Origin of the sequence: Thalassorhabdomicrobium marinisediminis (assembly GCF_003072065.1) — a bacterium.
In the GTDB taxonomy this organism is placed as follows: Bacteria; Pseudomonadota; Alphaproteobacteria; order Rhodobacterales; family Rhodobacteraceae; genus Octadecabacter; species Octadecabacter marinisediminis.
The window spans coordinates 363971-383140 of sequence record NZ_QCYG01000001.1 but is presented as its reverse complement, the minus strand read 5'-3'; the positions used below and the strand labels follow the sequence as shown (position 1 = coordinate 383140).

The 19170-nt window shown below is 63.2% G+C and carries 19 protein-coding genes and 1 tRNA gene; 8 read left to right on the top strand and 12 right to left on the bottom strand.

The window, feature by feature from the left end:
- Nucleotides 1-18: 18 nt before the first annotated feature.
- The gene (locus tag DC363_RS01905) at nucleotides 19-765 is read left to right on the top strand and encodes a DsbA family protein (RefSeq protein WP_108639538.1); all 747 of its coding nucleotides are present in this window, start codon (nucleotides 19-21) and stop codon (nucleotides 763-765) included.
- A gap of 136 nt (nucleotides 766-901) precedes the next feature.
- On the opposite strand, the gene DC363_RS01900 is transcribed toward DC363_RS01905, so the two are convergent.
- The 12 genes from DC363_RS01900 to iscR all read right to left on the bottom strand — a co-directional run bounded on the left by DC363_RS01900 (nucleotide 902) and on the right by iscR (nucleotide 12522).
- Nucleotides 902-3001, bottom strand: a complete 2100-nt coding sequence (locus DC363_RS01900) for a sensor histidine kinase (protein WP_146180729.1) — start codon at nucleotides 2999-3001, stop codon at nucleotides 902-904.
- Nucleotides 3002-3247: 246 nt separating this feature from the next.
- A tRNA-Arg gene (locus DC363_RS01895) sits at nucleotides 3248-3324 on the bottom strand.
- A 42-nt stretch (nucleotides 3325-3366) separates the two neighbouring features.
- Nucleotides 3367-4590 (bottom strand): cysteine desulfurase, encoded by a 1224-nt coding sequence (locus DC363_RS01890; protein WP_108639537.1) that lies wholly within the window; start codon nucleotides 4588-4590, stop codon nucleotides 3367-3369.
- Nucleotides 4590-5216 carry a YIP1 family protein gene (locus DC363_RS01885; RefSeq protein WP_241962892.1) on the bottom strand — a complete coding sequence of 209 codons (627 nt, stop codon included), beginning with the start codon at nucleotides 5214-5216 and terminating at the stop codon, nucleotides 4590-4592. The genes DC363_RS01890 and DC363_RS01885 overlap by 1 nt, the downstream gene beginning before the upstream one ends.
- A complete protein-coding gene (locus tag DC363_RS01880; protein WP_108639420.1) occupies nucleotides 5216-5701 on the bottom strand; it encodes a hypothetical protein in 486 nt (161 codons plus the stop codon). Before DC363_RS01880 ends, DC363_RS01885 begins: the two co-directional genes overlap by 1 nt.
- Entirely contained in the window at nucleotides 5701-7002 is a 1302-nt protein-coding gene (gene sufD / locus DC363_RS01875) for a Fe-S cluster assembly protein SufD (protein WP_108639419.1), read from the bottom strand. Before sufD ends, DC363_RS01880 begins: the two co-directional genes overlap by 1 nt.
- Nucleotides 7002-7757, bottom strand: a complete 756-nt coding sequence (gene sufC, locus DC363_RS01870) for a Fe-S cluster assembly ATPase SufC (RefSeq protein WP_108639418.1) — start codon at nucleotides 7755-7757, stop codon at nucleotides 7002-7004. The genes sufD and sufC overlap by 1 nt, the downstream gene beginning before the upstream one ends.
- A 78-nt stretch (nucleotides 7758-7835) precedes the next feature.
- A complete protein-coding gene (locus DC363_RS01865) occupies nucleotides 7836-8363 on the bottom strand; it encodes a hypothetical protein (protein WP_108639417.1) in 528 nt (175 codons plus the stop codon).
- A gap of 105 nt (nucleotides 8364-8468) precedes the next feature.
- Complete coding sequence (locus DC363_RS01860) at nucleotides 8469-9296, bottom strand: polysaccharide pyruvyl transferase family protein (protein ID WP_108639416.1); 828 nt, start codon at nucleotides 9294-9296, stop codon at nucleotides 8469-8471.
- 6 nt (nucleotides 9297-9302) lie between these two features.
- On the bottom strand, nucleotides 9303-10826 hold the full coding sequence (gene sufB, locus DC363_RS01855; RefSeq protein WP_108639415.1) for a Fe-S cluster assembly protein SufB: 1524 nt from the start codon (nucleotides 10824-10826) through the stop codon (nucleotides 9303-9305).
- Nucleotides 10827-10856: 30 nt separating this feature from the next.
- Nucleotides 10857-11903 (bottom strand): cysteine desulfurase family protein, encoded by a 1047-nt coding sequence (locus tag DC363_RS01850; RefSeq protein ID WP_108639414.1) that lies wholly within the window; start codon nucleotides 11901-11903, stop codon nucleotides 10857-10859.
- 160 nt (nucleotides 11904-12063) lie between these two features.
- Nucleotides 12064-12522 carry a Fe-S cluster assembly transcriptional regulator IscR gene (iscR, locus tag DC363_RS01845; RefSeq protein WP_108639413.1) on the bottom strand — a complete coding sequence of 153 codons (459 nt, stop codon included), beginning with the start codon at nucleotides 12520-12522 and terminating at the stop codon, nucleotides 12064-12066.
- Nucleotides 12523-12689: 167 nt separating this feature from the next.
- On the opposite strand from iscR, the gene DC363_RS01840 reads away from it, so the two are divergent.
- From DC363_RS01840 to typA, 7 genes are all read left to right on the top strand, one after another.
- Complete coding sequence (locus DC363_RS01840) at nucleotides 12690-13343, top strand: alpha/beta hydrolase (protein ID WP_108639412.1); 654 nt, start codon at nucleotides 12690-12692, stop codon at nucleotides 13341-13343.
- Nucleotides 13343-13552, top strand: coding sequence for a hypothetical protein (locus tag DC363_RS01835; RefSeq protein ID WP_108639411.1), 210 nt, complete (start codon nucleotides 13343-13345; stop codon nucleotides 13550-13552). The genes DC363_RS01840 and DC363_RS01835 overlap by 1 nt, the downstream gene beginning before the upstream one ends.
- Before the next feature lie 66 nt (nucleotides 13553-13618).
- Nucleotides 13619-14782, top strand: coding sequence for an HD domain-containing protein (locus tag DC363_RS01830; protein WP_108639410.1), 1164 nt, complete (start codon nucleotides 13619-13621; stop codon nucleotides 14780-14782).
- Nucleotides 14783-14901: 119 nt separating this feature from the next.
- The gene (locus DC363_RS01825) at nucleotides 14902-16113 is read left to right on the top strand and encodes an NADP-dependent isocitrate dehydrogenase (protein WP_108639409.1); all 1212 of its coding nucleotides are present in this window, start codon (nucleotides 14902-14904) and stop codon (nucleotides 16111-16113) included.
- A gap of 92 nt (nucleotides 16114-16205) precedes the next feature.
- Nucleotides 16206-16814, top strand: coding sequence for a YitT family protein (locus tag DC363_RS01820; protein ID WP_108639408.1), 609 nt, complete (start codon nucleotides 16206-16208; stop codon nucleotides 16812-16814).
- A gap of 1 nt (nucleotide 16815) precedes the next feature.
- Nucleotides 16816-17151: a DMT family transporter gene (locus DC363_RS01815; RefSeq protein WP_108639407.1), complete on the top strand. Its 336-nt coding sequence runs from the start codon at nucleotides 16816-16818 to the stop codon at nucleotides 17149-17151.
- Nucleotides 17152-17259: 108 nt separating this feature from the next.
- Nucleotides 17260-19077: a translational GTPase TypA gene (gene typA, locus DC363_RS01810; RefSeq protein ID WP_108639406.1), complete on the top strand. Its 1818-nt coding sequence runs from the start codon at nucleotides 17260-17262 to the stop codon at nucleotides 19075-19077.
- Nucleotides 19078-19170 lie beyond the last annotated feature (93 nt).

The following is a 19170-nucleotide window of genomic DNA, read 5'->3' as shown; positions in this document are numbered from 1 at the left end:
AGCCGCTCGGAGTTCAAGATGCGCATTTTGCCCACCCTCACCGCCCTCGCCCTCAGCACCACATTGGCACAGGCGCAGGCCGCCGACCCCATGAGCGACGCGGAGCGCGAGGCGTTCCGGTCCGAGGTGCGCGCCTATCTTCTGGAGCATCCCGAAGTGCTGATGGAAGCGATCGGCGTGCTTGAGACGCGGCAGCAGGAAGCCGAAGTCATGCGCGACGAACACCTCGCACAGGCCAACGCCGAAGCGCTCACGAATGACGGATTTTCCCATGTCGGCGGCAACCCCGACGGCGATATCACCATCGTCGAGTTTGTGGATTACAAATGCGGCTATTGCCGCCGCGCCCATCCGGAAGTGGCCGAGCTGATCGAATCCGACGGCAATATCCGCATCATCACCAAGGAATTCCCCATTCTAGGCGAACAGTCGGTTCTGGCGTCGCGCTTCGCCATCGCCACGAAACTGACGGCCGGAGATGAGGCCTACAAACAGGTCTCGGACGGGCTGATGACCATGCGGGCCGATGTCACAGAGGCGAGCCTTACGGATCTGGCGAAGGGCTTCGACCTTGACGCCGACGCGATCCTTGCCGCGATGGAGCGCGACGAGGTTCAAGATATCATCGCCGCCAACCGCGACCTTGGGCAGCGAATGCAGATCACCGGCACGCCGACCTTCGTTTTTGACGACCAGATGGTGCGCGGCTACGTGCCCTTGGCCCAGATGCGCCAGATCGTCGAAGCCGAGCGCAACGACGGGTAAGGCCGCTTTCGAAGCAAATTGACGAGCGCGGCACCGGTTGGAGCGCCCCTGCCCCGGACGGCGCCCAACGCGCGGGCGGATAAGGTATTTGGGAACCAGAGAACGAGGGGGGGAGGGATTCACCTCCGATCGCGTGTCAGGCCGCGTGACGGCCGACCGGGCCCCCATCGGCCTTATCCGCCGCCAGACCGTCCGCCTCCGGCGCGCGTTCCGGCAGCCGCAGGACGAAGCTGCTTCCCGCGCCCAGTTCGCTGGACACCTCAAGCGTGCCGTTCTGCAGCTGCGCCAACTGGCGCGAGATCGCAAGCCCCAGACCGACCCCGCCATGGGCGCGGATGTCCGAGGAATCGAGCTGTTTGAACGCCTCGAAAATATGCTGTTGATCCCCGGCCGAGATGCCCTGCCCGGTGTCCGAGACCTCAAAACTCACGACGCTGTCGGTCTGCTGCACCGATAGGGTGACCCGCCCGGCCTCGGTGAATTTGATCGCGTTGCCCACAAGGTTCAACAAGATCTGGGTGGTGCGCAGCTTGTCGCAATACACATGGCCGCTGGCCGGCGGCATGATCAATTCAAGCCCCTTAGCGTGCGCGCGCTGGATCATCTGTTCGTGCACGTGATCGATGATGTCCTGCGTGCTGTGACGGGCCAGGTTGAAATCGTAAGACCCGGATTCGACCTTCGCCATGTCGAGGACGTCGTTCACCAGATCGAGCATCTGCCGCGCCGAGCGTTCCTGCTTGTCCAGCATGTCGCGGAACTGGGCAAACACCGCCTCGGTCGCGGCGCGCGTGGCGGCGGCATCAACCGGGTCACGCTCCAACTCGGCCATGAGCGCGCGCACGGGGCCCAGCCGGTCCGCCTGCTTCAGGAGCCCCGAAACCCCGAGAATCACCGTCAGCGGCGTCCGCAACTCATGGGACAGCGTGTTGATGAACTCTGATTTCGCCTTGCTCGCAGCTTCGGCCTTTTCTTGCGCGTGCTTCAGCTCGGTGATGTCCGTACGCAGACAGACCTTGCCGCCATCCTCCAGACTTCGGTCCGAGGCCAGCAGATGGCGGCCGCTGCACAGCTCTTGCTCGAATGTCGTATCGGGGCCGTCGAAACTCGCGATCCGCTCCTGCACCCACTCGTCCTCCCGGCCAAGGGCGGCCACGTGCATGCCGTGCTCCGCGGCCAATGTGATGATCTCGTCGAAGGTGGTGCCTTGCCGGATCTTCTCGGCCGCGTTGTCGTAGATCTCCGCGTAGCGCTTGTTGTAGGCGATCAGCCGACGCTCGCTGTCGAACATGGCGAAGCCGTCGTTCATGGCTTCGACTGCCGCCGACAGGCGCTTACGTGACGTAAGGTGCAACAGCGCCAGCGCACCGATGGTCAGGACGCTGGCGATCAGGATCGCCGAAATTAGCGCCATCACCAGCCGGTTGCGCGTCGCGTCGGGCGGACCGGCGGGCCAGCCGGGGCGCGGCACGGCCATCAGCGTCCAACTGCCGGTGGGGAACTGGAAGGCAAGCTCGATCGGGTTCGCCCCGGCGACCTGCGGATCCCCGAAAACCGCTTCATCCACGCCGTCGCCGTTGAAGTCCGACGTCACGAAAAGCTGGTAGTCTGCCGCAAGCTCCATGACGCCGCTCGCGTCCCAGAACGCATCGTAGTCCAGCACCAAAGAGACCACGCCCCAGAGGCGACGCGATCCGCCGCTGCCGCCCGCCCCCGCGAACACCGGTTGGCGCAGGATCAACCCGCGACCGCCCTGCACCAGATCGATGGGGCCGACCACGACCGCCGCGCGGTTGTCCAGCGCGCTTGTCACGCCGTCGCGCTGCTGGTCATTGGCCGCGTAATCCAACCCGATGGCAGCCTGGTTCCGGTCAAGCGGATGCACGAATTCGACCACCAGATCCGGCGCGGCGGCATAGTTGATCACCAGATCCTCTGGCCGGGCCACGGCGCGGGCGAGCTCTTCGAACTGGCTCTGGTCAAGCTGCGGGTTCGCCTCAACCAGTGCCGCCAGTCGCCCCAGCGACAGGAAATGATCGACCATCGTCTTCTCGACCTCGGCGCGCGCCTCGACCAGCTCGAAGGTATGCGACAGGCGCAGATCCTGATCGTAATTCTCCCGGATCAGATCGTCGACCTTATAGGCAATCGCGAACAGCGCGATGGGCAAGACGATCAAAATACCAACGAGCGAGCGGGCCGTCCTTGACAGGGGCCGCCATGTCGAATGGGTCACACGGGAAACTCCAGTTTGTGAGCGGATCCTGGCAGTGAACCGGAATGCAGTGAGCGAAAGCTGTTCGTGCTGCACGTTTGCATCACCCGCGGGACCTCCAGAACTGTTTTCGGGCGCACTGGGCAGTTTCAGGCGGGGACGTTGCGACGAGGCCACAATTCTCAGAGGGAGGGCTTTCTGCCTGATCTCGGTCGTCGAGCGCCAACCCGCAACGGATTGCTTCAGTATTGGGGAGCTTTGTTCAGGTGGCGGACCGTAGAGGATTCGAACCTCTGGCCTCTGCCTTCGGAGGGCAGCGCTCTATCCAGCTGAGCTAACGGTCCAGTCCTGTCGCTATAACCGCGCGCGCGGGGCGCTGCAATGGGTCAGGCGAAAAGTTTGTGACACAATTCCAGCGCCTCGATCAGGGCGTCCACCTCTTCGGTGGTGTTGTACATCGCGAACGAGGCGCGGCAGGTGGCGGTCAGGCCCAGATGCGTCATCAGCGGCCCCGTGCAGTGCTGGCCGGCGCGCACGGCCACACCTTTTTTGTCGAGCACCGTCGAGATGTCGTGGGCATGGGCGGCTCCCTCCAGCGTGAAGGAGAAAATCGCCGCTTTCGTCGCGCTTGTGCCTTGCACGTTCAGCCAGTTCAGCCCGTCAAGCCGGTCCCGCGCATAGTCGCGCACTGCGCGCTCATGGGCGGCGATGTTCTCCATCCCCAAGCCCATAAGATACTCGAGCGCCACGCCGAAACCGATGGTCTGCACGATGCCGGGCGTGCCGGCCTCGAACATCATCGGCGGCGCGTTGTAGATCACGCGGTCCTTGTGTACCTCGCGGATCATGTCCCCGCCCCCCATGAAGGGGCGCATCTCGGCCATCCGCTCGGCCCGGACGTAGATCGCGCCCGAGCCGCTGGGCCCGTAGAGCTTGTGGCCAGTGATCGGGTAGAAGTCGCACCCGATATCTTCCACGTCCACGGGCATATGCACCGCACCCTGGCTGCCATCGACCAGCGTGGCGATGCCCTTTTCGCGCGCGGCGTGGCAGATCGTCTTCACGTCCACCACCGTGCCCAACACGTTGGACAGTTGCGTCACGGCGATCAGCTTCGTGCGTTCGGTCACCGCATCCAGCACCCGCTGGGGGTCGAGATCGCCGCGGGCGTCCACATCGACCCAGACCAGCTTGACGCCCATCCGTTCGCGCAGGAAATGCCAGGGCACGATGTTGGCGTGGTGCTCCATGACGCTAAGCACGATCTCGTCCCCCGCGCGCAGGTTCTCCATGGCCCAACCGTAGGCGACCATGTTGATCCCCTCGGTGGTGCCCGAGTTCAGGACGATCGTATTCTCGTCCGACGCGCCCAAAAACCGCGCGATGGTGGCGCGCACGCCTTCGTATTTCTCGGTCGCGAGGTTGCTCAGGTGATGCAGGCCGCGGTGAACGTTGGCGTATTCCTCGCCGTAGGCGCGGGTCACGGCGTCGATCACCACCTGCGGCTTCTGCGCCGAAGCGCCGCTGTCGAGATAGACGAGCGGCTTGCCGTTCACCTCGCGCGAGAGGATCGGGAAATCGGCGCGGACGGCGGCGACATCAAAGGGCATCATAACTCTCCCAGCATGGTGGCCTGTGGGCCAAGGCCGAAGACGGCCATTGCAATCATGACGCCGATGATGACGCCAAGGAACGACAGACAGATCACCCCGGCGGAGCGTGCCAGATTGTGCAACTCATGCACGACGTTCACCGCGTGGGCCAGGCCGCGCAAGAATACATAGAGGCCGAAAATCATCAGGATCAAGGAGAGCATCGGCAAAAGAACCGCCGAGATCGCCTGCGCCACAAGGATCACGGTCATCACCAGTTGCAGCACCGCCACCGCGGCCAGAACCTCTGGTGCGGAGCCACCGCCACCCAGGCGGCGCCCCACCCAAAGCAGCGCCAGCGCCAAAGCCAGCGCGGTGGCTGTGGCGTAGATCGCCTGCAGGATCGGGCCTGCGCGCTCGACGGTGGCGGTGCGGCCGTCGTCGAACTCCAGAACCACATCCGGCGTGCCGGTGAGCACGTCGAGCACCCCCACGGTGAAGCCGCCGATCACCCCCGCAAGCGCGATCATCATGACCGACGCAGGCACCGGCAGTCGCGCCGCTTTCACGATGGCGAAAGCCGTGGAGGGATCGCGCACCACAAGCTTGGTCAGCTCGGTCATGCCCTGGGCGGAAAACTGCATCATCTTACTTTAGAAACCTCGGCCAATCCACTGATCCAGAACCACAAAAGCACGATCAACCAGATCGCGCCCACAAGCATCGTGCCCGGTTGTTCGCTGCCGTTGAACCCGGCCAGCAACCCATAGAACAACGCCACTGGTGCGGCGGCAAGCCAGCCCCAGAACACCGCCAGACGCGCCCCGTAGCCGGTGACCGCAGGGCGCAGCACCTTGGTCACCGCAAACAGGATCCCGGCAAGGATATAGAACAGCAGCGGCAGGACCATCAAAAGCCCGAAAAACGCATAGATCACGTCCTGTTGGAAGTCCCCGCCCAGTTGCACCGCATCGCGCTGCAGGGCGGGAAGATACGACAGGAAGACCAGAAAGCAGCCGCTCATAAGCCACATGATTGCGCGATCCTCACGCGGGCCCATAGCGTAAAGCGTCCGCACCACCTGGCGCGGACGACGATACATGTGCACGATGTCGCGGCTGACCGGCATCAGCTCTTGTGCCGCGACAGCCAGCCGACAAGGCGTTCGTGGATGCCTTCGGCCAAAGCCTCATCCTCGATCTCGTCGAGCGCTTCGCCAAGGAAGGCCAGCACCAGAAGGTCCGTGGCCTCATCCGTGGGCACCCCGCGCGACCGCAGGTAATACAGCGCCTCTTCGTCGATCGCGCCTGTGGTGGACCCGTGCGAGCAGATCACGTCATCGGCGTAGATCTCAAGCTCGGGCTTGGCGAGGAACTGGCTGTCCTCATCAAGCAGAAGCGACTGGCTGATCTGGTAGCCATCGGTCTTCTGGGCATCGGCCTTGACCAGAATCTTGCCTTGGAACACACCGGTCGCCCCGTTGCGCAGCACCTTCTTGAACACCTGCCGGCTTTCGCAATTCACCGCGTCGTGAGTGATGAACACCGTGTCGTCGTGGTGGAACGCGGTTCCGTCCCCGACGCAGGCGCCCGCCACATGGGCCACCGCATCGTCACCGGTCAGCTCGATCACGCATTCGTTGCGGGTCAGACGCCCGTTCATGGTCAACGTGAAGGATTTGAACGTCGACTCCTTGCCCAGTCGGGTGAAAATCGCCGTTGCGGCGCGGCGTTCGTGATCGCGGCCCTGCACCCGCACGTGGTGGAAACGCGCCGTGTCGGGCACCTCGACCTCGAGCACGGTGTTCAGGCGCGCGGCGCCCGGTCCGGTCTCAAGAAGGGTCATCTCGGCCCCTTCCTCCAACTTCACAAGATGGTGGAGGAACGCATCGGAAGCCTCTGATTTATGGTGATAAATCAGGTTCACTGGCTTGCTCACGCGCCCCGTGACATGGATCACGACACCGTCCGTGGCATAGGCGGTGTTCAGCGCCGCCAGGGGCCGGTCGACCGGATCCTGACCGCGCGCCTCAAGCGTGCCGTACAGTTCCTTGGCCCAGTGGATATCCGCACCTGTCACCTGCGACAGCCGCTCAATGCTGAGACCTTCGAGCGACAGGTCATCCGAAGCTTCGGCATCGAAAACGCCATCGACAAACACGACCTTGAGCCGGTCGCGGTCGTCCCAAAGCGGGGCTTCGTCGGTCTCGAAGACCGCGGCCTTGGGCGCATCGGACGCGACAAGATCGGCGGGCTTGGTGAAGCGCCAATATTCATCGCGCCCATGGGGCAGCCCCATGTCCCGCACCCGTGCGATGGCCGCGTCGCGGGCCTCGTTCGACCAGCCAGCGCCGTCGGGTCGGGTCATCCCCGCCAGACGCGCTTCGGTCGTGTCCTGTTTTACTTGGACAATCTGCTTGGGCATAGCCATTAGGCCACCTCCGCCAGAATACCCGCGTAGCCGTTGTTCTCGACTTCAAGGGCAAGCTCTGGTCCACCAGTCTTGACGATGCGACCCTCGGCCATGATGTGCACGACGTCGGGTTTGATGTGGTTCAGAAGACGTTGATAATGCGTGATAACCAGGAAACCGCGGCCTTCTTCGCGCAGCGCGTTCACACCGTCGGCCACCAGCTTCATGGCGTCCACGTCCAGACCGGAATCGGTCTCGTCAAGGATGCACATTTTTGGCTCGAGCATGGCCATCTGCAAAATCTCGTTGCGCTTTTTCTCACCGCCCGAGAAGCCGACGTTCACCGGCCGCTTGAGCATGTCCGCGTCAATCTTGAGGTCCTTGGCCTTGGCGCGGATCACCTTGAGGAATTCGCCGGCGGACATTTCCTCTTCGCCGCGCGCCTTGCGCTGCGCGTTCACCGCGGTGCGCAAGAAGGTCATGTTGCCCACGCCGGGGATCTCGACCGGATACTGGAATGCCAGAAACAGGCCAGCCGCCGCGCGCTCTTCGACGTCCATGGCGAGCAGATCGGCACCGTCCAGCATGGCCTGACCCTCGGTCACCTCATAGCCGTCCTTGCCGGACAGCACGTAGGACAGGGTGGACTTGCCAGAGCCATTCGGCCCCATGATCGCATGCACCTTGCCGTCTTCGACGGTCAGGTCGACCCCGTTCAGAATGCGCTTGTCCTCTTCTTCAAGTTCGACGTGCAAGTTTTTGATTTCAAGCATCTTTTGATGTCTCCATATGCGTTGAGAGGGCACGCGGGAATGCGGCCCTCATCACGGGTTTCAGTTGTTGTGTCTGTTTTAGGTCAGCAGCGTCGCGCTGGCCATCATGTCCACCACCCAGGCTTCCGGATAGAACCGGGCATAGACCTCGGGGGCGAGCTTCACCAGATCCGCCTCGAACACCAGCGCGCCGATGAATCCGGCGGCCTGCAAGGGCACGGTGCGTTTCGAACGCAGGCCAAGAATAAACATGGCCAGTATGCTGATCATCACCGCCAGCGCCAATGCCGTCGGCACCCCGCCCAACGTCGCTGCGGCATCCACGCCGCGCTCGGACGCCAGCGTCAGCGCTGTATCGAGATAGGTGAAGTCCAGCCAGCGCGCGGCGATTACGCTGCCCGCGCCCGCGACCAGCGCAAGCACGAGTTTCAACGGATTGCGCCGCACCTGCGTTGACCGTGTCCGCATTTTCATGCCGGATTTGCGCAGAAAGCTCTGTTCGTCCGAATGCGTGGCAAGCCCGCTGCCCGGAACCGTCCAGGACGTTGTCTTTCCGGAATGAATCTTGTCCATCCGTTGGGCAAAGGTCGTCTTGCTCGCAGCCATCGCGGTCGTCCTTGGAATGCTCTGGCTCAAGACCTAGGCAAGACATAAGGCGGAAATGCGGCACGCCATGGGCAGGATCGCGGCGATTGGTTAGAAACGCGGGCATCACGCGGCCTCCCGCTGTTTGAGGCCGGCGGGAAAGCTCGCCCGCAACGCCTCTTTCGAGGTGGCGATCCCCTCGGCGTAGGGCAGATCCCCGGTGGGTGCTTTGACGGCCAAATCGGCCACGTCGCGCGGCTCAACCGGTGTGCCCAAAGCCCGCCCGATGCCCGCCGCATAGTCGTGGAACTTCAGCATCGCCCCGCCGTGAATGCCCTGCGGGTCGATCCATGTGTTGGGAATGCCGTAAGCGTCCGCCGTGACCAGCCCGTGCAGCGACTGGCTGAACACATGGGCGCAAGAGGCGATCTCGCGCACCACCGCATGGGCGTCCGGGTTGCGCACGTCGATCAGCTTGATGCGCGGGTTCTCGGCGGCGATGCGAACGAACTTCGGATCGTCGGCGAAATGCATATGCGGCACCAGCCCGATCACGTCCTGCCGCTGCGGCGGCGCGCCATCCAGCGCGCGCAAGGCCTCGGCGATCAACAACCCCGCATCCCCGAACAGCCGGTCGTCGCGCTGCAACAGCGCCGCCGTCACTGGCCCGCGCAACAGGGTCACGCGGACGTGCTTGAGGAACGACAGATCCGCAAACCCCGACATCGCGCCAGAGCCCCAGACGAAGGGCTTGCCGCCCCTCTCTCGTGGTTTGGTCTGGTTGTTGCGGATCATCTTCATCAGACTGCCAAGAGCATAGAGTTCACAGCGGCCATGACCGGCCCAGACGACATCCCGCCCCGCCACATGGGCGACGATGGTGGCGCTGATCGCGTCACCGAAGTTCTGTTCCTTGTTGTACCAGAACAGCCTGAGGGGGGCGGAGTAAGTCATCGGGTGTCAGCCAACCGAGCCTTCCAGCGAGATCGCCACCAGCGCTTGCGCTTCCATGGCAAACTCCATCGGCAGCGCCTGCAGCACTTCCTTGGCGAAGCCGTTGACGATCAGTGCCACGGCCTCTTCCTCGTCCATGCCGCGGGATTGGCAGTAGAACATCTGGTCGTCGTCGATCTTTGACGTGGTCGCCTCATGCTCCACGCGCGACGAATTGTTCTTCACCTCGATATAGGGCACCGTGTGCGCCCCGCATTTGTCGCCGATCAGCAAACTGTCACACTGGGTATAGTTGCGGCTGTTCTTGGCTTTCGGGTGCATCGACACCAGCCCGCGATAGGTGTTCTGCGCAACACCCGCGGAAATCCCCTTGGAGACGATCCGCGACTTGGTGTTCTTGCCCAAATGCACCATTTTCGTGCCGGTGTCCGCCTGCTGGTGGTTGTTGGCGATGGCGATGGAATAGAACTCGCCCTGGCTGTCGTCACCGCGCAGGATGCAGCTTGGGTATTTCCACGTCACGGCCGAGCCGGTTTCCACCTGCGTCCACATCACCTTGGAGCGGTCGCCCCGGCAATCGGCGCGTTTGGTCACGAAGTTGTAGATCCCGCCCTTGCCGTCCTCATCGCCCGGATACCAGTTCTGCACGGTGGAATATTTCACCTCCGCATCGTCGAGGATGACAATCTCAACCACCGCCGCGTGCAACTGGGCCACGTCGCGCTTGGGTGCGGTGCACCCTTCGAGATAGGAGACATAGGACCCCTCTTCCGCGATGATCAACGTGCGCTCGAACTGGCCGGTGTTTTCCGCGTTGATACGGAAATAGGTCGACAGCTCCATCGGGCATTTCGTGCCTTTGGGGATGTAGACGAACGAGCCGTCAGAGAAGACCGCGCTGTTGAGCGTGGCGTAGAAGTTGTCCTGCATGGGCACAACCGAACCAAGGTATTTCTGCACCAGCTCTGGGTGATCGCGGATCGCGTCCGAGATCGAACAGAAGATCACGCCGGCCTTCTTCAGCTCATCCTGAAAGGTGGTGCCGACGGAGACGGAGTCGAACACCGCATCGACAGCCACCTTGCGCGGCGCGTCGGTCAGCTCTTCCGCGCCTTCGACACCGGCGAGGATGGCCTGCTCTTTAAGCGGGATGCCCAGCTTGTCATAGGTCGCCAGCAGCTTGGGATCGACCTCGTCCAGCGACTTCGGCTTGACCGCCATGCTTTTCGGGCGGGCGTAGTAATACTGGTCCTGAAAGTCGATCTTGGGATAATCGACCATCGCCCAGTCCGGCTCTTCCATCTGCAACCACCGGCGATAGGCCGCAAGCCGCCACTCGAGCATCCATTCGGGCTCTTCGTTCTTCTCCGAAATCAGCCGCACGATATCCTCGGACAGGCCCAGCGGCGCGAAATCGGTCTCGATGTCCGTCTCCCAGCCGTATTTATAGGTGCCCGAAAGCTTCTGGACCGCGTCGACCGTTTCCTGATCGACACCTTCCTTGACCTCTACCTGATCCACAACATCCATCTCATTCACCTCTCTCTCGTGCCTTGCGTCCTACCCGTGTCGGGTGCGGTGCCGGGCCAGTTTATCCGTCCAGACGTCCACGAAGCGTGTGACGTCCTCTTGTGTCGTCTGCGGCCCGAGCGAGACCCGGATGGCGCTCGCCGCGTCTGTCTCACCAAAGCCCATCGCCTGCAACACGCGACTGGGCCGAACCTTGCCACTGGAACAGGCCGACCCTGCGGAAATCGCAAAACCGGCAAGGTCCATCACCATCACCTGCCGCTCTCCGGTCCACCCGGGCGTGAGCAGACAAGAGGTGTTCGGCAAGCGACGACTCTTATTCCCGACTAAAATAGTCTCCTTTGACGCAGACACAATCCCAGTTTCTAGAATATTTCTAAGTTTCTCGATCCGCTCCCAAACCCCGGCCTCAAGGTCGCCCATGGCGGCGGTGATCGCGGCGCCCATACCGGCGATGCCGATGATGTTCTCGGTGCCGGAACGGCGCCCCATTTCCTGCCCGCCGCCGGTGATCTGGGCGGCCACATCGGTGCCTTGGGGAAAGACCAGCGCGCCCACGCCTTTCGGCCCGCCGAATTTGTGCGCCGACAGGAAGGCCATGCCGATCCCGGACCAGGAAAACGCAAACGGCATCCGCCCAACCCCTTGAGTGATGTCCGACACCGCCAAACCTTGCGGCAGGTCCTGGACCACGCCGGTCTCGGAATTGGCCCATTGCAACACGCTGCGCTCCGGCTCCGTCACCGTGACCTGCCCATCCGGTGTCACCGGCAAGACCGGATCAATCCAGCCCATCACCGCATCATGCTCAACCTCGGCACCCAGAAGCTCGCGCCCTTTGCAGGCCAACGCCGCCGCTTCCGTCGCGCCCGAGACAAAGACCACATCGGCCCCCGAGGCCCCGATGGCCTCGGCCACCTGCCCCCGCGCGCGCTCGATCAAGGCTTTCGCGGCCCGCCCTTCGGAATGCACCGACGAGGGATTGCCCACGACATCCATCGCCGCCAGCATCGCCGCCCGCGCCTCGTCCCGCAGGGGCGTGGTCGCGTTGTGGTCCAGATACACCCGCCCCGTCACAAGCGCGGCCCCTTCAACTTAAAGTCCCGCCTCATCATCTTTGCTTCACAAATATCCCGGGGGAGGTGCGCAGCACCGGGGGCAGCGCCCCCTGCCCCAGCCACGGTCATCGCCCCGCCACAAGGGCCGGGACACCTCACTCCCACAGCCGTCTCGCACCTCATTCGTCCACCACCTCGAACAGGCTGGGCACCGCCGGACAGGGGGCCAGCGTGTTGCCCACCACGTCGCTCAGCCGCGTCTGGTGCAGGAAGACGTAAACGTGGGCGCTCAACCCCTCCCACAGCCGGTTCGTCATGCTCTGCGCGCGGCTCCCCGACAGCCCGCCCGAGGCGCCGGCGCCTTGATGCAGGGCGCTCACCGTCTCATCCACGGCCGAGAGGATGTCCACCACGCGGATCTCCGAAGCGGGCCGCGCCAGCCGGTAGCCGCCCCCCGGCCCCCGCACGGACTCCACAAGCCCCGCCCGGCGCAGCTTCACAAACAACTGCTCCAGATAGGGCAGCGACACATCCTGCCGCTTGCTCAACTCGCCCAGACTGACAAGCGCCCCTTCGGGCTGCAGCGCGATATCGGCCAGCGCGACCATTGCATACCGGCCTTTCGTGCTTAATTTCATGGACCTCGCCCCCTTGCCTGCCGTGGCTTATGCGTTGACCTTGCCGCAGCAGCCGATTACTTCATCTTGACCGCGAGGGCCACGCCCCTCGGTTTAGAATCTTTCTAAGGTGCCTGAGCGTTTTCGTCAACAATGCGCGCAGCCACCCCAGCAACGAACGGACGCCCATGCCCGAAGTTATTTTCCCCGGACCAGAAGGCCGCCTTGAAGGCCGCTACCACCCGCAAAAAGAACGCGACGCGCCGATCGCCATTGTGCTGCATCCGCATCCGCAGTTCGGCGGGACGATGAACAACAAGGTCGTCTATAACCTGCACTATGCCTTCTACAACATGGGCTTCACCGTTCTGCGGTTCAATTTCCGTGGCGTGGGCCGCAGCCAGGGCGAATACGACCAGGGCGTGGGTGAGCTGAGCGATGCCGCAAGCGCGCTCGACTATCTGCAGTCGATGAACAACAACTCCAAGCATTGCTGGGTTGCGGGCTTCTCCTTCGGCGCCTGGATCGGCATGCAGCTTCTGATGCGCCGGCCCGAGATCACGGGCTTCATCAGCGTCTCGCCGCCGGCCAACATGTATGACTTCAGCTTCCTTGCGCCCTGCCCCTCCTCGGGGCTCATCATCAACGGCGCAGCGGACCGTGTGGCCCCGCCCGCGGACACGACCAATCTGGTCAGCAAGCTGCATGAGCAGAAGGGCATCACGATCACCCACGAAGAGGTTGAAGGCGCAGGCCACTTCTTCGAGGAGCCGCACATGGAGCCGATGATCGAGACCGTGCAAAGCTACGTCAAACGCCGTCTGACTGAAAGCACCCGCTGATGGCCCTGCTGGACGACATGGCGGACGAGATCGCCCAGCTTGCGCTTGAGGATGAGGCCCGCACCGGGTCGGAAACCATCGTCAAAGAGGTGGGCGAGATCCTCGGCTCTTCTTCGCAGACCCTGCAAGAAGCGTATCTGACCGCGATCCGGGTGCGGCGTGCGGAAAAGCGCGCCCGCGACCTGCTGGCCAGCCGCGCCCGCGGCTGACGCACCCCCCGGCGGGGCGTCCCGCGTGCGCGCCCCGCCTCACAACCGTCGCAGCAAGGCCGCCCTATGCCCACACGTCTTGAACGACAGCTCGACTTTCTGGTGGCGGCGGACCGTCTGAAATCGGTCCAGCGGCCGACGACGCTCGCCGATGGGTCGCGCCCCGAGAACGCCGCCGAACATGCGTGGCATCTGTGTCTCTGGGCGCTGGTTTTTGCCGACCAATCCAGTGGCGCGAACCTCAGCCGCGTGATCCAGATGCTGCTGTTGCACGCCCTACCCACGTTGACGACGCGGCCCACCGGCGACAGCGAGGCCGATGCGCTTGCCGAGAGCGCCGCCATTCAGGCCCTGTTCTCCCGTCTGCCCGCCGATCAGGCGGTGGCCTATGGCAGTCTCTGGCAGGAGTATCACGTCGGGCGGACGACCGATGCGCGTTTCGCTCGCGCCCTCGTCGCGGCCCTGCCTGTTTTCCTTGATCTCTCCAGCACAAGCCTGCGGGGGGAGGAGTTCGACGCCCTGCGCGCGGAACTCGACACCGGGGCCTTCGCGGCGCTGCACGACGACTGGCCCGATCTCTATGACTACGCCGACGCGCTGCTGTCGCGTCGCAACCCCATCGCAATGGAGCCGCTCGCCGCCCGGCTGCGCTTCGTGATGGAGGCGGACCGTCTGAAATCCGTCATCCGTGGCACCACGCTCTGCGACGGGTCCCGGCGCGAGAATTCGGCCGAACATTCGTGGCATATCATGCTCTGGGCCTGGACGCTGGAAGAGCACAGCGCCGCACCGGTGCGGCTGGATCTGGTGTTGCAGATGTTGCTGCTGCACGATCTGGTCGAGATCGACGCAGGCGATAATCCGATCCACGGCGACTTCGACGCCGCCGCGGTGGAAGCTCAGGAACAGGCGGCGGCGGCGCGGCTGTTCGGGATGCTGCCCGCCCACCAGCGGATTGCCCTGCGCGCCATCTGGGAGACCTTCGAGGCCAGCCAGACCCCCGATGCGATCTTTGCCAAAGCCGTCGACCGCGCCCAGCCCTTGATCTGCAATTTGGAGACCGATGGCGGCTCATGGCATGACTATCCCGTGCGCCGGGCGCAATTGCAGACCCGCGTGGGCGACAAGGTCAAACGCGGCGCGCCGGCCCTATGGGCCGCGCTCGCCCCGCGCATCGACGCCTGGTTCGCCGCCCACCGCCCCGACCCCGAAGCGGACGCCCCAGCCTGATCCCGCCCGCCCGCGCAGCCGTCGCGACAAATCCGTATACAATGGCATACAGGGGTTCCAATAGGCGCGGACATGCGCTATCCGGTCGCCAAATCAGCCACAGCACAAAGGACCGACCCATGGATAAGATCAAAGTCGACAATCCCATCGTCGAGATGGACGGCGATGAGATGACCCGCATCATCTGGCAGTTCATCAAGGACAAACTGATCCTGCCGTACCTCGACATTGACCTGCTCTACTACGATCTGGGCATGGAAAACCGCGATGCGACCGACGATCAGGTCACCATCGACGCGGCGGAAAAGACCAAGGAAGTCGGCTGTGCGGTCAAATGTGCGACCATCACCCCGGATGAGGCGCGGGTTGAGGAATTCGGCCTCAAGAAGATGTGGAAATCCCCCAACGGCACGATCCGCAACATTCTGGGCGGCGTGGTCTTCCGCGAGCCGATCATCTGCAAGAACGTGCCCCGTCTTGTGCCCGGTTGGACCCAGCCTATCGTGATCGGCCGCCACGCTTTTGGTGACCAGTATCGTGCCACGGACATGAAATTCCCCGGACCGGGCAAGCTGTCGATGAAGTTCGTCGGGGAAGACGGCACCGTGATGGAAGAAGAAGTCTTCGATGCGCCCTCGTCCGGCGTTTACATGGCGATGTACAACCTCGACAAATCCATCGAGGATTTCGCCCGCGCGTCCTTCGAATACGGCCTCAAGCGCAACTATCCGGTCTATCTGTCCACCAAGAACACCATCATGAAGAAATATGATGGCCAGTTCATGCAGATCTTCCAGCGCATTTTCGACGACGAATATGCCGAGAAATTCGCCGAAGCCGGCCTGACCTATGAGCACCGCCTGATCGACGACATGGTCGCCTCGGCCATGAAGTGGTCCGGCGGCTACGTCTGGGCCTGTAAGAACTACGACGGTGACGTGCAGTCCGACACTGTGGCGCAGGGCTTTGGCTCGCTGGGCCTCATGACCTCGCAACTGATGACGCCCGACGGCAAGATCGTCGAGGCGGAGGCCGCCCACGGCACCGTGACGCGCCACTACCGCCAGCACCAGAAGGGCGAAGCAACGTCGACCAACTCTATCGCGTCGATCTTCGCTTGGACCGGCGGCCTGCGTCACCGTGCCAAGCTGGACGGGAACGACAAGCTGATGCACTTCGCGGAAACGCTTGAGCGGGTGATCGTCGAGACCGTGGAATCCGGCTTCATGACCAAGGATCTCGCCCTGCTGGTCGGCCCCGATCAAAAGTGGCTGACCACCGAAGGCTTCCTTGAGAAGATCGACGAGAACTTGCAGAAAGCCCTGGGCTAAACACTTGGCATCGCTTTGAATTTGAAGGCCGCTCCACCCCGGGGCGGCCTTTCGTATTGCCCCCCGACGCGGGCTCGCTTAGGGCTTGGGGCATGACCGAGACCCCGATCAGCAAACACTCTCCGACCGAGGATGCGCAGGCCTTTGTTCTAGGCACGGCGCTCGCGGCCTTCGCGGTGACCATGCTCACCCATCTGGGGCTGATCACCGGCCAGACGGCGGGGCTTGCGGTGCTGCTGTCCTATGTCACCGGCTGGTCCTTCGGCGCGGTGTTCTTCATGGTGAACCTGCCGTTCTACCTGCTCGCCTGGGTGCGCATGGGACCTGCCTTCACGCTGAAAAGCTTCGTCTGCGTGGCGATGGTTTCCGCCATGACCGAGCTGTTCCCCCAGCTGATCACGTTCGACACCCTCGATCCCATCCTTGGCGCGCTGCTGATCGGCGGCATCACCGGGCTGGGGCTGATCGTACTGTTCCGGCACGGGGCCTCACTGGGGGGTGTCGGCGTTCTGGCGCTCTACCTGCAGGATCGGACCGGCTTTCGCGCGGGCTACACGCAACTGGTCTTCGATCTGGTGCTGTTCGCCGCGGCCTTCTTCGTGCTGGCTCCGATGATGGTGATATATTCCTTGCTTGGCGCGGTGGTGGCGAACCTGATCATCGCCACGAACCACCGCGCGGACCGTTATACAGGACGCTGATATGCCGATGCACTTCATCTATCTTTTCGTGGCCGTGATCGCCGAAACCATCGGCACCACCGCGTTGCAAGCCAGCCAGCAGTTCACCCGCCTCGGCCCGTCGGTCACGGCGATTGTCGCCTATGGCATCTCGTTTTATCTTCTGACCCTGACGCTCAAGGTGCTGCCCGTGGGGGTGATGTATGCGATCTGGTCCGGCTCGGGGATCGTGCTGATCGCGATCATCGGCTGGGTGGTCTTCCGCCAGACGCTGGACCTGCCGGCAATCATCGGCATGGCAATGATCCTTGCGGGCATCGTGGTCATCCAGCTGTATTCCAAAACCGCCACCCACTGACGCCGCGGCATAACCCTTTGCCTTTTGCAGCGCGGCGCGGTATGGCCCGCGCAACGGATATTCCCGCCTGCCCGCTGCAGGCGGGGTCGAACACCTTGAGGAGTCTTAATGGACCTGCGCAACATCGCCATCATCGCCCACGTTGACCATGGCAAAACCACCCTTGTGGACGAATTGCTCAAGCAATCGGGCACCTACCGCGACAATCAGGCGACGACCGAACGGGCCATGGACAGCAATGACCTTGAGCGGGAACGCGGGATCACCATTCTGGCCAAGGCGACCTCGGTTGAGTGGAAAGACCACCGCATCAACATCGTCGACACCCCCGGCCACGCCGATTTCGGCGGTGAGGTTGAGCGGATTCTGTCGATGGTGGACGGTGTCGTGCTGCTGGTCGACGCCGCCGAGGGGCCGATGCCACAGACCAAGTTCGTGACCTCGAAAGCGCTGGCTCTGGGGCTGCGCCCCATCGTGGTGCTCAACAAGGTCGACAAGCCCGACGCAGAGCCCGATCGCGCGCTGGATGAATGTTTCGACCTGTTCGCCTCCTTGGATGCGACGGAAGAACAGCTTGATTTCCCACACCTTTATGCCTCGGGCCGCTCCGGCTGGTGCGATACGGAACTCGACGGGCCGCGCGAAAACCTCGACGCGCTTTTCGATCTGATCCTGTCACACGTACCGGCACCCGAGCAGGTCAACGCTCGGGATGAGCCGTTCCGCATGCTGGCAACCACGCTGGGCTCCGATCCCTTCATCGGGCGCATCCTGACCGGGCGGGTCGAAAGCGGCACCCTGAAAGCCGGTGAGACGGTCAAGGCGCTCAGCCGCGAAGGCGACCTGATCGAGACCTTCCGCGCCTCCAAAATCCTTGCCTTCCGCGGTCTGGGCCAGCAGCCCATCGATCTGGCGGAAGCGGGGGACATCGTGACCATCGCGGGGATGACCAAGGCGACCGTGGCCGACAGCCTTGTGGCACCATCGGTGGATGAGCCCCTGCCCGCGCAGCCCATCGATCCGCCCACGATCACCGTGACCTTCGGCATCAACGACAGCCCGCTCGCCGGGCGCGACGGCAAGAAAGTGCAATCCCGCGTCATCCGTGAGCGGTTGATGAAAGAGGCCGAATCGAACGTCGCGATCAAGATCACCGACACGCCGGGCGGCGACGCCTTCGAAGTGGCCGGACGCGGCGAATTGCAGATGGGCGTGCTGATCGAGAACATGCGCCGCGAAGGGTTCGAACTCTCCGTCTCGCGCCCGCAGGTGCTGTTTCAGGAGATCGACGGCGTCAAGCACGAGCCAGTCGAGGAAGTCACCATCGACGTGGATGACGAATATTCCGGCGCAGTGATCGAAAAGTTGACCGGCGCGCGCAAGGGCGATCTGGTCGAGATGAAACAGAACGCGGGCAAGACCCGGATCATCGCACATGTGCCCTCGCGCGGGTTGATCGGCTATCACGGGGAATTCCTGACCGATACGCGCGGCACCGGCGTGATGAACCGCGTGTTCCACGAATGGGCCCCGCACAAGGGTTCGATTCCGGGCCGCCGGGCCGGTGTGTTGATCTCCATGGAGAACGGCACCTCGGTCGCCTATGCGATCTGGAACCTTGAAGATCGCGGCAAGTTCTTCATCGGCGCGCAGGAAGCGGTCTATCAGGGCATGATCATCGGCGAGCACAGCCGCGAGAACGATCTTGAAGTGAACCCGCTGAAGGGCAAGAAACTGACCAACGTGCGGGCCTCGGGCACCGATGATGCGGTGCGCCTGACGACGCCCGTGCGGATGTCGCTGGAAGAGGCGATCGCCTATATCGACAACGATGAGCTTGTCGAAGTGACGCCGAACGCCATCCGCCTGCGCAAGCGCTACCTCGATCCGCATGAGCGTAAGCGCCACGCGAAGACCGACAGCTAATTATTTGGTATTAAAGGGTTTCCATGGGCTTGCGCCCATGGGACCTGCCGGGGGACCCGTCCCCCGGACCCCCCTGAGGTATTTTTGAACCAA

What these genes read in the sequence shown, in the direction of transcription:
- DC363_RS01905 (WP_108639538.1), top strand. Translation starts at nt 19, where the DNA reads ATGCGCATTTTGCCCACCCTCACCGCCCTCGCCCTCAGCACCACATTG.
- DC363_RS01890 (WP_108639537.1), bottom strand. Translation starts at nt 4,590, where the DNA reads ATGCCCTTTGATGTCGCCGCCGTCCGCGCCGATTTCCCGATCCTCTCG.
- DC363_RS01885 (WP_241962892.1), bottom strand. Translation starts at nt 5,216, where the DNA reads ATGCAGTTTTCCGCCCAGGGCATGACCGAGCTGACCAAGCTTGTGGTG.
- DC363_RS01880 (WP_108639420.1), bottom strand. Translation starts at nt 5,701, where the DNA reads ATGCCGGTCAGCCGCGACATCGTGCACATGTATCGTCGTCCGCGCCAG.
- sufD (WP_108639419.1), bottom strand. Translation starts at nt 7,002, where the DNA reads ATGGCTATGCCCAAGCAGATTGTCCAAGTAAAACAGGACACGACCGAA.
- sufC (WP_108639418.1), bottom strand. Translation starts at nt 7,757, where the DNA reads ATGCTTGAAATCAAAAACTTGCACGTCGAACTTGAAGAAGAGGACAAG.
- DC363_RS01865 (WP_108639417.1), bottom strand. Translation starts at nt 8,363, where the DNA reads ATGGCTGCGAGCAAGACGACCTTTGCCCAACGGATGGACAAGATTCAT.
- DC363_RS01860 (WP_108639416.1), bottom strand. Translation starts at nt 9,296, where the DNA reads ATGACTTACTCCGCCCCCCTCAGGCTGTTCTGGTACAACAAGGAACAG.
- sufB (WP_108639415.1), bottom strand. Translation starts at nt 10,826, where the DNA reads ATGGATGTTGTGGATCAGGTAGAGGTCAAGGAAGGTGTCGATCAGGAA.
- iscR (WP_108639413.1), bottom strand. Translation starts at nt 12,522, where the DNA reads ATGAAATTAAGCACGAAAGGCCGGTATGCAATGGTCGCGCTGGCCGAT.
- DC363_RS01840 (WP_108639412.1), top strand. Translation starts at nt 12,690, where the DNA reads ATGCCCGAAGTTATTTTCCCCGGACCAGAAGGCCGCCTTGAAGGCCGC.
- DC363_RS01835 (WP_108639411.1), top strand. Translation starts at nt 13,343, where the DNA reads ATGGCCCTGCTGGACGACATGGCGGACGAGATCGCCCAGCTTGCGCTT.
- DC363_RS01830 (WP_108639410.1), top strand. Translation starts at nt 13,619, where the DNA reads ATGCCCACACGTCTTGAACGACAGCTCGACTTTCTGGTGGCGGCGGAC.
- DC363_RS01825 (WP_108639409.1), top strand. Translation starts at nt 14,902, where the DNA reads ATGGATAAGATCAAAGTCGACAATCCCATCGTCGAGATGGACGGCGAT.
- DC363_RS01820 (WP_108639408.1), top strand. Translation starts at nt 16,206, where the DNA reads ATGACCGAGACCCCGATCAGCAAACACTCTCCGACCGAGGATGCGCAG.
- DC363_RS01815 (WP_108639407.1), top strand. Translation starts at nt 16,816, where the DNA reads ATGCCGATGCACTTCATCTATCTTTTCGTGGCCGTGATCGCCGAAACC.
- typA (WP_108639406.1), top strand. Translation starts at nt 17,260, where the DNA reads ATGGACCTGCGCAACATCGCCATCATCGCCCACGTTGACCATGGCAAA.